The following is a 15,049-nucleotide window of genomic DNA, read 5'->3' as shown; positions in this document are numbered from 1 at the left end:
CATCAATGCATTACTCTGTACATAAAGCTTGCGTCGGTCGGGAGGCTCAAGGCCGGGGCCCGCGACCACAGACTATGAGCGCCGCCGGCATCTACGCACGCGAGTTCGACAGCCTGGACTGCTTCGTACAGCTCGGCGTCGCGGGTGATCGCGTCATCAGCGTCTCCTTCCCCCGCGAACGTCCGAACGACGCCGGCACCGACCACGAACTCCTCGACCGCGTCGGCGCGTACCTCGACGGCACCGAGAACGACTTCGACGACGTGACCGTCGGACTCACGCTGCCGACAGACCAGCGCCGCGTCCTCGAAGCCATCCGGAACGTGCCCTTCGGCGAGACGGTCGACGTCGAGCTCGCGGCCCGGATGACGCCGGACCTCGACCACGACAGCAACGAGGGCCGTCGGACAGTCCGGGACGCCCTCGCGGCGAACCCCGTGCCCCTGTTCGTACCCGACCACCGCGTGCGAGGTGCGCCGAGCGGCGCGCCGGACCGCGTCGTCCGCGCCCTCCGCGACCTCGAAGAGTAACAGTCAGCGCGCGTTGACACCGAACCCCGCCGCGTTCACGACGGCTGCGGCGAGCGGGACGGTCTTCGCGTAGCTTTTTGCGATGTGGGGTCCCGCAGGGATTGAGCGCCAGCGGCGCGAACGATCCAGGAAACCCGCCGAAGTAAAAAGATCCGACTACTGCGGGCTCGGATTGCCGCCCGTGGTGCCGGAGTCGGACGCGCTGTCGAGCGCCTTCCCGGTGATTGACTTGAGGCGGTCGACCAGCGAATCCTTCTCGGGTTCGCCGACCAGCGCCACATCGAGCACTTCGCTGATGTGCGTCACCGGAATGATCTCGATCTGCTCCTCGTACTCGTCCTCGATCATCACGTCGTCCTCGTTGGCCTTCGGGATGATGACCCGCTCGCAGCCGGCCTTGGCGGCGGCCTCGATCTTGTGTGTGACGCCGCCGACCGGCAACACGTCACCGCGGACCGAGAGGCTGCCAGTCATCGCCAGCTCCTGGGCGACGGGGATGTCCTCCAGGGCGCTGATGACGGCGGTGGCGACCGTGATCGACGCCGAATCGCCGTCGACCCCGCCCTCACCGGCCTGCACGAACTGAATGTGCGTGTCCTTCTCGGACATGTTCTCGTCGCTGAACTTCTTGATGATCGCCGAGACGTTCTCGACGGCCTCCTCGGCCATCTCTTTGAGCTGGCCGGTGGCGTAGATGCGGCCCTCCTCCTGGCTCTGTGCGGGCGTGATCTCCGCCATCACCGGCAGCATGATGCCGGAGTCACCACCCATCACCGCGAGCCCGTTGACCCGGCCGACGGCCTCCTCGCTGGTGGTGCCGAGCTCGTAGTCCTTGCGGCGCTGGATGTAGTTGTCCACGAACTGCTGTTCGATGGAGCGCGAGCGCTTCTTGGCTTCGAGGACGTCCGACCGCTGCGTGAGGTCGTGGCCCTCCGAACGCGCGATGTCGCCGGCAACCCGGACCAGCCCGCCGAGATCGCGCAGCTTCAGCGTGAGGCTGTCCTTGCGGCCGGCGCGGCGCTTGGCCTCCAGGATGAGCTCGCGGATCGCGTCGGGGGCGAAATGCGGGAGGTTCCCGTCCTTCTCGACCTCCTGGGCGACGAACCGCGCGTACTTGCGCCGCATGTCGGGGGTGTCCTCGATGGTGTCGTCCATGTACACCTCGTAGCCGTACCCCTTGATGCGGGAGCGCAGCGCCGGGTGCATGTTCTCCATGGCGTCCATGTTCCCGGCCGCGACCATGATGAAGTCACACGGCACCGCCTCGGTCTGGACCATCGCCCCCGAGGAGCGCTCGCTCTGTCCCGTGATCGAGAACTCGCCCTCCTGGATGGCGGTCATCAGCTTCTGCTGGGACCGCACGTCCAGCGTGTTGATCTCGTCGATGAACAACACGCCCTTGTTGGCTTTCTGGATGGAGCCGGCTTCGACACGCTCGTGGCTCGGCGTCGCCATCCCGCCGGACTGGAAGGGGTCGTGGCGAACGTCGCCGAGCATCGCGCCGGCGTGTGCGCCGGTCGCGTCCTCGAAGGGCGCGACCTGTCTGTCGGCGTTGTTGATGAGGAGCTTCGGCACCATCGCGTCGCTGCCGCGGTTGGTGTACCGGAACAGGAGATAGATGCCGGCTGCCGAGAGCAGCGCCAGCAGCGGGCGCGCCGGCGTCGCGATCAACAGCGCGTAGCCGACCGCGAGCAGGATCATGATCCACATGAGGAACGACCGCATCTGGTTGCGCTTGCGGGCTTCCTCCTTGTGGGCGTCAACGATTTGCTCACCCTTCCCGGCCGGGACGGTCCTGACTTTCGGCTCGTTGGAGTCGTCGGGGTTGTGGTAGACGAGCACGTCCTGCAGGCTCTCTTTCGGGAGCAGCCGGCTCATCGCTTTGGCCAGCAGGGACTTGCCCGTACCCGGCGACCCGATCATCATGACGTGGCGGTGCTGTTTGGCCGCACGCTTGACGATCTCGCGGGCCGCCTCCTGCCCGATGACCTGGTCGACGAGCCGATCCGGAACTGTGATGTCCGACGTGTCGTCGATGCGCAGGCCGCCAAGCAAGTCGTCCTCGGCGTTGTCTTCGTCGATAGACACATCACCCTCAACGCCCACGTCGCTCCCGAGGTTCTCCAGGTCGTCGACCTCCCCAGCGTCGTCCACGCTGTCGGCGGGGTCGTCCTGGAGCCCGTCGGTGTCGTCGTGATCGACGGACGGCTCGGGGTCGTCGGGGTCGTCGTCGGGCGGCGCGTCGTTCGTCGATTCGTTGCTCATAGAAGTTGGTTCGACACGAAAAAACACGGGTGGGCAACTGATATACTTTCTCCCTTGAAACGCCGTCTAATCGGCCGTATTCTCCGCGTTTCGGGGCCATACTACGGGTTCCGCGATTCGTATCGAGGCGAACTCGCCATTCTTATGGTCGCCGACCAGATTCGTCTACGCGAGAGATGACTCGCGGGTTCTATATCGGTCGCTTCCAGCCGTTCCACACCGGCCACCGCCGCGTTATCGAACAGATCGCGACTGAGGTCGACGAGCTGGTGGTGGGGATCGGGAGTGCGGGGGACTCCCACTCGGCCAGAAACCCGTTTACGGCCGGCGAACGGATCATGATGATCACGAAGGCGCTGGTCGAGTTCGACCTCGTGACGTATGCGGTCCCCATCGAGGACCTCGAACGCAACGCCGTCTGGGTGAGCCACGTGCGGTCGATGTGCCCGAAGTTCGAGGTCGCGTACTCGAACAACCCGCTGGTGATTCGGCTGTTCAACGAGGCCGCCGTCGAGGTGCGCCAGCCGCCGATGTACGACCGGGACGTCCTGGAGGGGGCGGAGATCCGTCGCCGCATGGCCGACGGCGACGACTGGGAGAGCCTGGTGCCCGACGCCGTCGCGGATGTCGTCGCGGAGATCGACGGCGTCGAGCGCATCCAGCACGTGGCCGACACCGACGCCAACGGCCACGACTCGGGGCTGCGGTAGCCCGCCCGGGACAACGGGCGTTTTTGTGCACGCCGGACGACACGGAGACCGTGATCACGCTGAGCTCTGACTTCGGCTCGCCGTACCCGGCAGCGATGAAAGGCGTGGTGTTGCAGACGACTGACGCCAGGCTCGTGGACATCGCCCACGACCTCCCCCGCCAGGACGTCCGCGCGGCGGCGTTCTGGCTGCGGGAGGTGGTGCCGTACTTCCCGCCGGCCGTCCACCTGGCGGTCGTCGATCCCGGCGTCGGAACGGACCGCAGCGCCGTCGTGGTGCGGGCGGGAAGCCACGCCATCGTCGCGCCGGACAACGGCGTGGCGGTGCCGGCCGCGCGCCGCATCGCAGGCGACGCCGCCGACATCGACGTGTTCGAGATCGACGTCGAAGACCCCGCGAGCGCGACGTTCCACGGGCGGGACGTGTTCGCGCCGGCGGCCGCCGACATCCACGAGCGTGGCGTCGACACGTTCGACCAGTACCCCGAGTACGAGCCGACCGCCGACTACGAGCGCGTGTCGTTTCCCGCGCCGGCGGTCACCGACGGCGGGGCGGCCGGCACGGTCATCGCCGTGGACGGGTTCGGGAACGCCATCACGAACCTCCCGGGGGAAATCGTCGCCGACCGGGTCGGGGACACCGTCGAGGTCGACGGCGTCGCCACGCCGGTGCGGCGGTCGTACGCCCACACCGACCCCGGGAAACGCCTCCTCACCGTGGGCAGCCACGGGAACGTCGAGTTGGCGGTGAACCGCGGCCGGGGCGACGACGCGTTCGGCGTGAGCGCCGGCGATGAGGTGACAGTGGTGTGGTGACGGCGTTCGGCGTGATGAACGCGGTCGGCCTGGTGGCGTTCGCCACCGTCGGCTCGCTGAAGGCGATCGACGCCGACTTCGACGTGCTCGGGGTCGCGGTGCTCGGCGTGCTGACGGCCCTGGGCGGCGGCGCAACCCGTGACGTGCTCGTCGGGTCGGTGCCGGCGATGTTGCAGTCCACCACCGACGTGGGGTTCGCGCTGGCGGGCGTGGTGGTGGCGGTCGTGGTGGCGCGACGCGTCGGCACCGAGGTGCTTGCCCACCCGGTCGTGGACGTCCCGGACGCCGTCGGGCTGGCGGCGTTCGCGGCGTCGGGCGCGCTGGTCGGCGTCGGGGCGGACGTGTCGCCGTTCGGGGTGGTCGTGCTCGGCACCACCACGGGAGTCGGCGGGGGGCTGGTGTCCGACGTGCTGTTGCAGCGCGTGCCGTTCGTGCTCACGGAGGACCTGTACGCGACGTGCGCGATCGCCGGGAGCACCGTGTTGTGGGTCGCCACCGCGTCGGGGCTGGGGGCCACGATCGCGGCGGCGGCGGGCGCGGGGGTCACGCTCGCGGTGCGGCTGCTCGCGATCCGCTTCGAGTGGGCGCTGCCGACGGTCCGGCTCAACGCCCCGGCGTGACGGCGTGGCCCGGCCGGCGGGCGGGCGCGCGCACCGCCAGACCGAAATAGCCAGCCGGCAAGCACTCCAGCATGCTGGAGTTGGAGCACGGGTTCCGGGTCGTGGACTGTCACGCACGGCTCCACGCCGGCCCGGGGCGTCCCAGCCGCGGCCGCACCATCGAGGGGGAGGCCTTCGAGCGCGAGATGCATCAGGCGGGCATCGTGCGCGCCGTGGTGTTCCCCGGCCCGCGGAAGGGCGAGCAGGGATATCTGCGCGCGAACAACGCCGTCGCCAGGGAGGCAGTCAAGCGCCCGTTCGTGGCGTTCGCGCGCATCGACGGCCCCCGGGATCCCGGCCGGGGCGCGGTCGCGGCGGTGCGGAACGTCGCCGCGTCACGGGACGACTGGCAGACCACCCCCGAGGACATCGAGCAGTACGCGTACGACGACCGCTTCCACGGATTCAAACTCGACCCCGCACAGGACGGGCTGCCGGATGCGGATGTGCTGGACGTGTTGGACGACGTTGGACTGCCGGTGCTCGTCGACGGTGGCCGCCAGTTCACGCCGGCCGCGCTGGCGGAGACGCTGCTGGATCGCGAGTTCCCCGTCGTGCTGGGGCATTTCGGGGGCCATCCACTGGATCGTGAGTTGATGACGGCCGCGGTGGAGCTGTTGGAGTCGCACGAGTCGCTGTACGTGGACACTGCGGGCGTCCGGTACCGGGAGATCCTGGAGCGCGCGATCAGGGAACACCCCGACCGGGTGGTGTTCGGGTCCGGCGCGCCCGCGACACACCCGAACGTCTCGCTGATGGAGGTGTTGACCCTCGATGTCACCGAGGACGCCATGGCGAAGGTGCTCGGCCAGAACCTCGCGCGGATCCTGCCGGCGGCCGCCAGCGGCTAGTCGTGGCGGGCGTGCACGCGGTCCATGCGGGTCGACACGCCGTTGGGATTGCGGGTGGTGGTGCGGTCGGCGACGCGCGCCGACAGGCCGGCCTGGCTGCCCCGCCAGAGCCCGGGGAGGACGGCCAGCCCCGCGCCCACCCACGTCGAGAGGTCGGCGTCGCCGCGCAGGACAGCGCCGCCGACGCTGGCGGCGTCGCCGACCGCGTGGCGCAGAACGCGGGCGGTGATGGCGGCGGTTGCGCCGTAGTTCTTCGTGAGGCGGTAGGCGAGCGCGCGGTATTTCAACCCGCGGGCGGAGCTGTCGGCGTCCTCGGGCAGCCGGTGGATGACGTCGTCGGCGTCGGTGCGGAGCACGCAGGCGTTGGGGGCCCACGCCACCCGGCGGTCCATGCCCGCCAGCCGGTGTGCGGCGTCGCGGGCGGCACCCGTCTGGAGCGCCTCGTCGAAGCCGTCGAGTGCGCGCAGCGCTCGGCGGGTGATGGCGACGTTTGCGCCGTCGAAAAACGTCACGTCGCGGCCCGAGACCGTCGCCTCGTCGACCGATTCGGTGGTGACGCCGCCTTCGACAGTGCGGTGGACGGGGCCGGTGACGGCGTCGGCGCCGTCGGCGATGGCGTCGGCGACGGCGTTCGTCCACCCCGGCTGGATGTGTGTGTCCTGGCCGATGAACGCCACGACGGTGCCGTTGGTGGCGGCGATGCCGGCGTTCCGGGCGGCGTTGAGGTTGCGCTCGGAGAGCTCAAGCAGCGTGTCGACGGCGTCGTGGTCGCGCACCGTGCCGGAGGTGCCGTCGACCGACGGGCCGTTCGCGACGACGACCTCGGCGGCGGGTGCGTGGGCTGCGAGCGCGTCGAGCGCGTCGAGGAGGGCGTCGCGCGCGTTCAGGGTGGGCACCACCACCGAGAGGTCCATACGGTGTCAGTTCGGAGCCGGCGGTAAAAACACCCCGCCTCGCTGGCGCGGGTCAGAGGCGAACGTCCCAGTAGGAGACCGACGCCAGCGGCTCGCCGAGCGGCGTGTCACCGAGCGTCACGTCGGCGTTCCGGAAGGGGCGCGCGATCCAGTCCGGAACCTCCCGGTAGAAGCCGTAGGGGGCGATGAAGTCGTGGTCGGCGTCGGCCAGCGTGAGGCCGGCACCCGACACCAGCGCGCGCACCTCACGCGAGCCGTACAGCCGCGACCCCATGGGGAGCAGCCAGTTGTACAGCGACCGCGTGCTGAACCGGTTGAACGTGTCGAAAAACACCTGTTGCTTGGAGACACGCGCCATCTCGCGGAGATACGTCGCCGGGGAGTCCGCGAGGTGGAAAAACCGCATCGCGAAGACGCTGTCGAAGTGGTTGTCGGGGAACGGCAGCCGGCCGGCGTCCCCGCGCATGAACTCGATGGTGTCCGCGACTCCCGCCTGTGCGGCCTTCTGGCGGCCTTCCTGGAGCATCGGCCCGGAGATGTCGAGCCCGGTGATGTCCGCGCCGCGCTCCGCGAGCATCACGGTGAACCGACCGGTGCCGCAGGCGATTTCGAGGACGCGGTCGCCGTCCACGCGTCCGAGCGCGTCAAGTACTGCCCGCTTCTCGCGGCGGTCGATGTAGCGGCCGCCCCGAGAGAATCGCTTCTCGTCGTACTCTTCGGCGACCTCGGTGGCCTGGTACCACTCCTGTCCCTTCACGCTTATACGGCCACGTCGTGGGCGGGGATGTAAAACCGTACTGGAACGCCGCGGGACTCGTGGCGGGTCCGTGAGTCGGCGACTGCGGGGTGCTGAACGGCGGCGGGCCGGCCATAATATAATATAAGGTGTTTAGTTGCACGGGGGGACAACACTTACCTGCGACGGTGTGTCACGTCCTGACATGAGCGCGTCCGCGACCGAAGACAAGCCGGCCCCTGTCGACGACGAGGAGTTCCGGAGTCGACTGCAGGAGCTCCCGCCGAGCGCGAAACTCGTTGCGAAGGTCCTCGAAATCGACTCCCCGCTGTCCCAGGGCGAGCTCGCCGACGAATCGCTGTTGCCCGACCGCACAGTCAGGTACGCGCTCAACCGGCTCGACGAACAACACCTGGTTGACTCCCGGTACAGCTTCGAAGACGCCCGCAAGCAGGTGTACTATCTCGCCGGCTGACCCAGGGTTTTCCTCGCTGCCGCCCGTGAACGCGAGCATGATCGAGCGGTACCCAGTAGACGGTGCCACTCGTGCACCCCACGGCACGACCAACGCGTACCTCGTAGACGGCCAGGCCCGCGTGCTCGTCGACCCCGCCGGGCGGACGGCCGCCCTCGATGCAGCCGTCTCGCGGGGAGTGGATCACATCGTCGTTACGCACGCCCACCCCGACCACGTCGGTGCCGTGGACGCGTACGCGGCCGCGACCGACGCCACCGTGTGGGCGCACGCCGCGTTCACAGCGCGCTTCGAGCGCGAAACCGGCGTGGCACCCGACCGCGTGTTCCGCCCGGGGGACACGATTGGCGACACGGCGCTCACCGTCACGGACACCCCGGGCCACGCTCCCGACCACGTGGCGGTGCTCGCCACCGTGGACGGCGAGTGCAACGCCATCAGCGGGGACCTCGTGTTCGCCGACAGCAGCGTCTTCGTGGGTGCCGTCGACGGCGACATGCGCGCGTATCTCGCGTCCCTGCGCCGGCTCGCAGCCGGCGCGCCGCCCCGACTCCAGCCCGGACACGGCCCCACGATCGAGCAGCCGGCCGATCGCCTGCACGCGCTGTACGCACACCGCCGCGACCGCGAGCGCCGCGTCCTCGACGCGGTCGCCGCGGGCTGTGAGACGGTCGACGCCATCCTCGATGCGGCCTACGACAAGGACCTGGCGGGCGTCCGCGACCTCGCCGGGCAGACCGTGCGCGCGCACCTCGACAAGCTCGCCCGCGAGCAGCGCATCGACTGGAACGGGTCCCGCGCGACCCACCAGCCTGCGTGAGCCGCGGGCGCGTGACTTTTGCGCGTCGGTGCCCTGGACGCGAGCATGCAGGACCTCGAAGCCGAACTGGAGCGCGCACGCGAACTCGACGTGGCCACGCTGGCGGACGCCATCGAGACCATCGGCTTCGAATGCACGCGGTGTGGGGCGTGCTGCAAGAGCGAGGCCGACGACCCCCACACGGCGACCGTCTTCCCCGACGAAGTCCGAGACGTGCAGGCCGCCGCCGGTGCTGAAACGGACCGCGACTGGCGGGACGTCGCGCGCCCGATGCCGTACGGCCTCGACGAGGACGGCGCGGGTGAAACCTTCGAGTGGGCGCTGCAGGCGGACTCCTGTGGCGACTGCACGTTCTACCGGGAGGACGACGACGGCACCGGCGCGTGTTCGGTGCACGGCAGCCGCCCGCTCATCTGCCAGACGTACCCGTTCAGCGTGGCCCTCGGCGGAACGAGCCAGCCCATGGGCGAGGCCGTCGACGAGGCGGGGATGGTGCGCGCACACGAGTGTGAGGGGCTTGGCCGCGACATCTCGCGGGCGGACGCCGAAGAGCTCGCCGGCGCGCTCAAAGCGCGTGCGATCCGCGAGCTCGAGGAGGCAATCGACGTGCGGGAGGCGTACGCGCCGGCGAACCCGGAGCCCGGCGCGACGGTGGTGCACGATTCGGAGGGCGCAAAACGGCCGGACGGGTCGGCGTACCCCAACTGAACACCCCCGTGCGTCGCCGTCGCTGTGACAACGACTAAGTGGCGAGGGGGTGACACACCGATGGAGGTATTCGACATTGGAGATATCTGACGAACTGCTCTGTCTGTTCAACGCCGAGGTAACGGTCAAAGACGACGAGTACGTGGTTGAAGTGCCCAAAAGCGAGATCGAGACGGGATCCGTCGATCCGGGCGACGTCTACCGTGTCGCGCTCATCGAACGCCATGGCGACGCGGACAACACCTCGACGACGTCTTCGGCGTCGTCGTCGTCATCCTCGACGTCGACTGGGGCGTCGTCGGAACCCCAGCCGCCGGTCGAGGAGGGTGAGATCCGCTACGTCGAGATCGAGGACATCGGCAAGCAAGGCGACGGGATCGCGCGCGTCGAGCGCGGATACGTCATCATCGTGCCGGACGCCGAGATCGGCGAGCGCGTCAAAGTCGAAGTGACGGAAGTGAAGTCGAACTTCGCGGTCGGCGAGATCATCGACGAGGAGTACTGACCGCGGACGCCACGCGTCCCTCTCGACATCCGCGTCTGACATCCTCCCACGGCTAAAGCCGTGGGGTTCCCCCACTGGGGGTTGAATCCACGGAAACGGAGAGGTTCGCAGGTTCGTCGTCACGGTGGACGATGACCTGCGTTTCGGGCTGTGCCAGTACAGCCCCCGCCTCGGACAGCGGTTTCGAGAACTTGCCCAAGGCTCGTTTGCCGATGTTCAGCGCACCGTTCTTGTCTGCGTTATCATCCAGTCCGCACTCGGGACACTCGAAGCGTCCCTGCGTTGCTCGGACTCCCTCGCAGGCACAGCGGTTGCACGTCTTCGACGTGTCGTACTCGTTGACCAGCTGCACGTCGATACCCGCGTCGTGGGCCTTGTACTCGATACAGTTGAGCAGGCGGGCGAACGGCATCTTGTGGGTCTTGTCGTTGACGTACCGCCCCTTGTCGTTGTCCTTGCGAATCCCACCGAGGTCGCCCACGACGATAACCGCGTTCCGCTCCTCGGCATCCTCTACGATTTGCCGAGCAATCTTGTGGAGCCGGTCGTCCACTTTCCGTGCCTCGGCGTCACCGATACGCTCGACCACCTGCTGTCCTTGTCGGGGTTTCGCCTTCCCGATAGACTTCCGCAGTTGTTTGTAGTGTTCGCGGATGCGGCGAACTTCCTCGCCGTAGAACGTGGTTGTGCGGTCGGAGAGGAACGCGCAGGTGGCGACCCATCGTGCGCCCATGTCGATAGCCAGTACGTCGTCGTACTCGTCGGCCACGGTCACAGACCGTTTGACGACGAGATGGACATACCAGTCACCGTCACGGCGCACTAACTCGCTGTCCCGAACATCGCCCTCACGGACGAGTTGTTCGTCCTTCCGGGGGATGTGGGCAGGACACCAAATTGAGTTCCCCCGTCCCCGTTCGGGATCGTAGACGGGGACGTTGACCCACCACGACGAGAGAACAGTGTCCTCGTCGTGAGACACGTCGAACACGTCGTTGCGGAGAACGACAGGCTGTTCAGTGCCGGGATTCGGGTCTTTTTGTCGCTGAACTTTCGACGCCTGCTGGTCGGTCGCAGAGTAGAGGTCGGCGTCTCCGTCGTGAACCTCAGTCTGGAACGCCTCGTACTCGCGGGCGAGAAGGTCGGCTTTCCTGTTGGTCAGCGAGTGGAGTTTGACCCGCACCGTGGTTGAGACGTTCCGCTGCATACTACTCACCTGCTTGGGCGTCGATGTACTCCTCGATGACCTCGCTGGACACGTCACCCGCACTTGATACGAAATACGAGCGCGTCCACAGTGACGGCAAGCCGAAGTCGAACTCATCACGCAGGTGGCGCGAGGAGTAGCCCTTGATCTGTTGCATGATCTTGTTCGGAGCGAGCGTTGGATCGCCCGTGATGAACAGGTGTACGTGGTCGGGTCGAATCGCCAACTCCAGTATCTCTACACCGAGTTCGTCGGCTTTCTCCTTGATGAGTTCTTCGAGCCGGTCGCGTACCTCGCCCGTTAGTACCGATTTGCGGTACTTCGGACACCAGATGAAGTGGTACTGGAGTTTATCGACGTTGGTACGTTCCCTGTCGAACCCACGAGGCATCGTCAGTATATAGAATAGCTTCACCTAAAGATATTACGCAAACATCCAACCCCAGCCGTGGCTACGGGCGTGTATAGATTCCCAGTTGTCGGCTTCATCCCACCCGTAAACGGGTGGGCTTTCGCCTTGCTACCGCTGTCACTGTGTCGGAGCCACGCGTACGACGACCCGAGTCGTCCGTCCTGTGGGTCGTATTCTCCGGGCTGACGCGGTGGCGCTCGCCTACTGCGTGAACTTCGCGAGGTCCGCGTCGGCAACGGTCGGCGCGGAGTCGTGTGGGCGGGCGACCAGGATGTCGCCGGCAGTGCTGGAGCCGATGCCGGGGATCGCAGTGAGTTCGTCCATCGACGCGTCGTTCAGGTCGAGCGGGTGCGGGACGCCCGTGACGGAGCGGTAGCCGTGGTCCGTGATGGCGACGTCGATGGTCTGTCCGAGTTCGCGCTCGCCCGGGATCGCGACCAGCAGCGAGTACGTGCCGAGCTGGCGGCCGAACGTCTTGCCGTCCTGGTGGTATTCGAGGGTGACGTCTTTCAGCACCGTGCCCGGCGGGACGACGCGCTGGAGCATCGCGTTGTCGATGGTCTCGCGCACGTCGGTCTTGTACTGTTTGAACAGCTGTTTGTGGTTCTGCGCGAGGTCGACGCCGGTGTCGGCCATCTCGGTGCCCTCGAAGGCCATGACCTGCCGGATGTTGATGCGCCGCACCATCAGCCCCTCGTCGAGCAGGGAGTGGAGGAACTGCTTGTTGTGCTCGAAGGTTTCGGCGCGCTCGCCGGTGAGGCCGTGGAGGAGGTTGATGCCCGGCAGCAGCTTCGGGAGCCGGTCGGGCGACCCCTCGCCCCACGACGGCGCGTCGGCGGGGGATTCGCCGGGCCGCCACCCGCCCACCTCGTTGACGATGCGGACCGCCTCCAGGCATTCCTCGGCGCTCACCAGGAGGTGGTTCTCCTCTTGGACCAGCGGGTCCGCGGACTCCAGGCCGAAGGCCGCGGTGTCGCCGGGCGTGTTGTGCTCGGCGATAACGCGGATCGCGTCCCGTGATTTCTCGGGGTAGTCCACGATCGTCACCGGGTTCATGTTGTCGAGGTGCAGCGTCCCCAACTCGGGGGCGACCTCTCGGATGCCGCCGTAGAGGTCGCGGAGCGCGTCCGGGTTGGGTGCCTCGCCGTCGCCGCCGAACGCGAGAATGTCGGCCTGCCTGCCGAGCCGGAAATGCCGGGCGCCGTGGGCGTAGAGTTCGCCGACCTCCGTGACGACGGCGTCCGCCGACCGGAACGAGGGGTCGCCGTACATCGGCTCGGTGCAAAACGAGCACCGGTACGCACAGCCCCGCGAGGTCTCCATCTCGCAGATGAGGTATTCGGGGTAGTTGGGGTGTTGTTCGACGACGAACGCGCCCTTCGCGGCCCAGCGGTTGATCTCCTGGTTGTCCCGGTAGCGGTCCTCGAACCCCTCCAGTCCGTTGTCCACGAGGTCGTAGGCGGCCGCCTCGATGTCCGCCATCGCGAGGAAGTCGAAATCCAGGTCCGAGCGCTCCATCTCCTGTGCGCCGGCGTTCTCCTCGCCGACGCCGAACCGGACGGGGCCGCCCATCACGCTCGTGCCGTCGGCCAGCCACGCCAGCTCGCGGACTTCGTCGGGTTCGGCGGGCGTTCCGCCGACGTACTTGCCGGGCACGGTCATCCCGCCCACGTAGACGAACAGGTCGGCGTCGGCAACGTCGTTGAACTTGGCGGTGTCGCCGCGGAGTTCGTCGATGGTGTGGTAGGTGACGTTGGCGGGGTCGACGCCCGCGTCGACGAGCGCGCCGGCGGTGTACCGGGGGTACGTCGAGATGTACGGCGGCACCCCGAAGTGGGCCGGCTCGTCGACGTAGCCGTCCACGAGCGTCACGTCGAGGTCCTCGGGGGCGATCATACACCGGGGTTCGGTGTCGATCCGTAAGAACGTGACTACACGTAGATGTGGCCGGTCAGTGAGGACGGCTCGTGGCCCCAGGCGTCGCGGCACCCGGAGACACCCAGCGCCGCCAGCAGGCTGTCGAGGGCGTCGCCGCCGGTGTCGTCGCGGTAGGTCGCCCGGATGGCGTCCGGGACCGCCACGCTGGACTGGTCGGCGAGACCGTCGAGGATGCGCACGCGGCGCTGTGTGTGGGCCTGCCCGGTGCCCTTGTACTCCGTTCGGGGGAGGCCACGCGCGTCCAGCACGCCCGCCGGATACGTTTCCGCGACCACCGGACCGCCGGCGGCGGGCGGGTCGAACGGAACGATCCGGGCAGCATCGTCAAGCGGCGCAAGCACGCTGGCGATGCCGTGGTAGGTCTGGTGTGCGACGAAGAAGTGGTACGGGGAGAGGGCGTCGTGTTCGCGGTCGGTCGCCCGCCGCAGGTAGGTCGCGCCGTCGGCGTTGGCGGTCGCCCACTCGACGCACGTCGCGGCGAAGTCGTCCCCGTCGTCGTGGGCGGCGACCGCGGCGACGACCGCCCGGTGGGTGGTCGCGCCGAGGGCGTCGGTGGCGATGGCACGCGGAACCGCAAACGGGAAATCGAGGCCGAAGACGGCGTCGGGATGGCTGCGGATGAACGAGACGAGCGCGGCCAGCGTCGGCGCCCGGTCGGTCGTCGGGGGGCCGTCGTAGTGGGCGGCCAGGAAGTCATCGGCGCGCGCGCAGTCCCGGACGCGGAGCGTGCCGGCGTCGGCGTGCGCGCTGGTCACCCAGATGGTTCGGCCCGCGGTCGCGGCGCCGCTGAAATCCACGCCGTAGCAGGTGTGGGCAGCCACAGCGCCCGCTTCGGGCTGGCGCGGCGTAGCTGTTGTGGGCCGGAGCCGCCGCAGCCATCCCCTTTTTGGCTTCGACCGCCCAACGTGGAGGCATGCCCGCTACGTTGGAGGTTCGCTGCGACAACGGCGACTGCGAGATGGACATGTTCGAGTTACACTACACGTACGACATGCCTGACAGCGTCGGGGTGTCGGATTTCTCGTGTCCGTACTGTGGGACGACCGAGGAGCTCGCGGAGATCCAGCTATGAACGGTCGGGAGTTCGCGGACTGCGTGGGCGCCGGGCTCTTAGAGCGGGCGGGGCGCGCCGCCGGCCGGGTCCAGGAGAACGCGCCGCTGCCCGTCGACGTGCTGGAGAGCGACGACGAGTACCTGCTGGTGTTCGATACGCCCGGCGCGGACGCAAGCGACATCGACGTGACCTACGAGGGCGACAGCGTCCACGTTCGGGTGGATCGGTTCCGCGAGTTCGACGCGGACTTCGAGGTGGTGTTCCCGGGGCGCGGGCTCACCCTGGAGGGGCACGCGACGCTGCCCGCGAACGCCGTGGTGAACGCCGACGCGGGGCGCGCGGAGCTGAACGAGGACGGCACGCTGCACGTGTTCCTGCCGAAACACGGCACCGCCGAGGCGGACATCCACGTCACGGCGACCGACGACAGCGACGACGAGTCGGCGTAGG

The 15,049-nt window shown here is 68.1% G+C and carries 18 protein-coding genes; 11 read left to right on the top strand and 7 right to left on the bottom strand.

Translation table 11 applies throughout. From position 1 onward, the window contains the following. The first annotated feature begins 74 nt into the window (after positions 1-74). Complete coding sequence (locus JT689_RS02615) at positions 75-530, top strand: MGMT family protein (protein ID WP_205251431.1); 456 nt, start codon at positions 75-77, stop codon at positions 528-530. Between the two features lie 156 nt (positions 531-686). Here JT689_RS02615 and lonB read toward each other — a convergent pair whose 3' ends face one another. Continuing rightward, positions 687-2,795: an ATP-dependent protease LonB gene (lonB, locus tag JT689_RS02610; protein ID WP_010902178.1), complete on the bottom strand. Its 2,109-nt coding sequence runs from the start codon at positions 2,793-2,795 to the stop codon at positions 687-689. 176 nt (positions 2,796-2,971) lie between these two features. Here lonB and JT689_RS02605 point away from each other — a divergent pair, with 176 nt between their 5' ends. The 4 genes from JT689_RS02605 to JT689_RS02590 all read left to right on the top strand — a co-directional run bounded on the left by JT689_RS02605 (position 2,972) and on the right by JT689_RS02590 (position 5,830). Next, positions 2,972-3,505, top strand: a complete 534-nt coding sequence (locus JT689_RS02605; protein ID WP_205251430.1) for a nicotinamide-nucleotide adenylyltransferase — start codon at positions 2,972-2,974, stop codon at positions 3,503-3,505. 50 nt (positions 3,506-3,555) lie between these two features. Continuing rightward, the gene (locus JT689_RS02600; RefSeq protein ID WP_205251429.1) at positions 3,556-4,320 is read left to right on the top strand and encodes an S-adenosyl-l-methionine hydroxide adenosyltransferase family protein; all 765 of its coding nucleotides are present in this window, start codon (positions 3,556-3,558) and stop codon (positions 4,318-4,320) included. A gap of 14 nt (positions 4,321-4,334) precedes the next feature. After that, complete coding sequence (locus JT689_RS02595; protein WP_010902175.1) at positions 4,335-4,940, top strand: TRIC cation channel family protein; 606 nt, start codon at positions 4,335-4,337, stop codon at positions 4,938-4,940. A gap of 71 nt (positions 4,941-5,011) precedes the next feature. Beyond that, positions 5,012-5,830, top strand: coding sequence for an amidohydrolase family protein (locus JT689_RS02590; protein ID WP_010902174.1), 819 nt, complete (start codon positions 5,012-5,014; stop codon positions 5,828-5,830). On the opposite strand, the gene JT689_RS02585 is transcribed toward JT689_RS02590, so the two are convergent. Continuing rightward, positions 5,827-6,744 (bottom strand): glycosyltransferase, encoded by a 918-nt coding sequence (locus tag JT689_RS02585; RefSeq protein ID WP_010902173.1) that lies wholly within the window; start codon positions 6,742-6,744, stop codon positions 5,827-5,829. The two genes, JT689_RS02590 and JT689_RS02585, sit on opposite strands and share 4 nt — an antisense overlap. A gap of 52 nt (positions 6,745-6,796) precedes the next feature. Next, on the bottom strand, positions 6,797-7,501 hold the full coding sequence (locus JT689_RS02580) for a class I SAM-dependent methyltransferase (protein WP_012289133.1): 705 nt from the start codon (positions 7,499-7,501) through the stop codon (positions 6,797-6,799). Positions 7,502-7,685: 184 nt separating this feature from the next. Between JT689_RS02580 and JT689_RS02575 the strand changes: the two genes are divergently transcribed. From JT689_RS02575 to JT689_RS02560, 4 genes are all read left to right on the top strand, one after another. Beyond that, the gene (locus JT689_RS02575) at positions 7,686-7,955 is read left to right on the top strand and encodes a helix-turn-helix domain-containing protein (protein ID WP_010902171.1); all 270 of its coding nucleotides are present in this window, start codon (positions 7,686-7,688) and stop codon (positions 7,953-7,955) included. Between the two features lie 37 nt (positions 7,956-7,992). Then, positions 7,993-8,775, top strand: a complete 783-nt coding sequence (locus JT689_RS02570) for an MBL fold metallo-hydrolase (protein ID WP_205251428.1) — start codon at positions 7,993-7,995, stop codon at positions 8,773-8,775. A gap of 45 nt (positions 8,776-8,820) precedes the next feature. Continuing rightward, positions 8,821-9,483, top strand: a complete 663-nt coding sequence (locus tag JT689_RS02565; protein WP_010902169.1) for a YkgJ family cysteine cluster protein — start codon at positions 8,821-8,823, stop codon at positions 9,481-9,483. A 76-nt stretch (positions 9,484-9,559) separates the two neighbouring features. Continuing rightward, positions 9,560-9,988 carry a TRAM domain-containing protein gene (locus tag JT689_RS02560; RefSeq protein ID WP_010902168.1) on the top strand — a complete coding sequence of 143 codons (429 nt, stop codon included), beginning with the start codon at positions 9,560-9,562 and terminating at the stop codon, positions 9,986-9,988. A gap of 52 nt (positions 9,989-10,040) precedes the next feature. Here the strand turns inward: JT689_RS02560 and JT689_RS02555 are convergent, their stop codons facing one another. The 4 genes from JT689_RS02555 to JT689_RS02540 all read right to left on the bottom strand — a co-directional run bounded on the left by JT689_RS02555 (position 10,041) and on the right by JT689_RS02540 (position 14,366). After that, complete coding sequence (locus tag JT689_RS02555; RefSeq protein WP_010902167.1) at positions 10,041-11,195, bottom strand: RNA-guided endonuclease TnpB family protein; 1,155 nt, start codon at positions 11,193-11,195, stop codon at positions 10,041-10,043. Between the two features lies 1 nt (position 11,196). Continuing rightward, on the bottom strand, positions 11,197-11,586 hold the full coding sequence (gene tnpA / locus JT689_RS02550) for an IS200/IS605-like element ISH22 family transposase (protein ID WP_205251427.1): 390 nt from the start codon (positions 11,584-11,586) through the stop codon (positions 11,197-11,199). A 222-nt stretch (positions 11,587-11,808) separates the two neighbouring features. Continuing rightward, complete coding sequence (locus JT689_RS02545; RefSeq protein WP_136361084.1) at positions 11,809-13,503, bottom strand: radical SAM protein; 1,695 nt, start codon at positions 13,501-13,503, stop codon at positions 11,809-11,811. Positions 13,504-13,538: 35 nt separating this feature from the next. Then, positions 13,539-14,366, bottom strand: a complete 828-nt coding sequence (locus JT689_RS02540) for a DUF429 domain-containing protein (RefSeq protein ID WP_205251426.1) — start codon at positions 14,364-14,366, stop codon at positions 13,539-13,541. Between the two features lie 92 nt (positions 14,367-14,458). On the opposite strand from JT689_RS02540, the gene JT689_RS02535 reads away from it, so the two are divergent. After that, a complete protein-coding gene (locus JT689_RS02535) occupies positions 14,459-14,617 on the top strand; it encodes a hypothetical protein (protein ID WP_010902164.1) in 159 nt (52 codons plus the stop codon). Continuing rightward, positions 14,614-15,048, top strand: a complete 435-nt coding sequence (locus JT689_RS02530; protein WP_010902163.1) for an Hsp20/alpha crystallin family protein — start codon at positions 14,614-14,616, stop codon at positions 15,046-15,048. Before JT689_RS02535 ends, JT689_RS02530 begins: the two co-directional genes overlap by 4 nt. Position 15,049 lies beyond the last annotated feature (1 nt).

Source organism: Halobacterium sp. GSL-19, assembly GCF_016917855.1.
Taxonomy (GTDB): domain Archaea; phylum Halobacteriota; class Halobacteria; order Halobacteriales; family Halobacteriaceae; genus Halobacterium; species Halobacterium salinarum.
The sequence above is the reverse complement of the archived record's forward strand: the minus strand, read 5'-3'. Positions and strand labels throughout refer to the sequence as shown.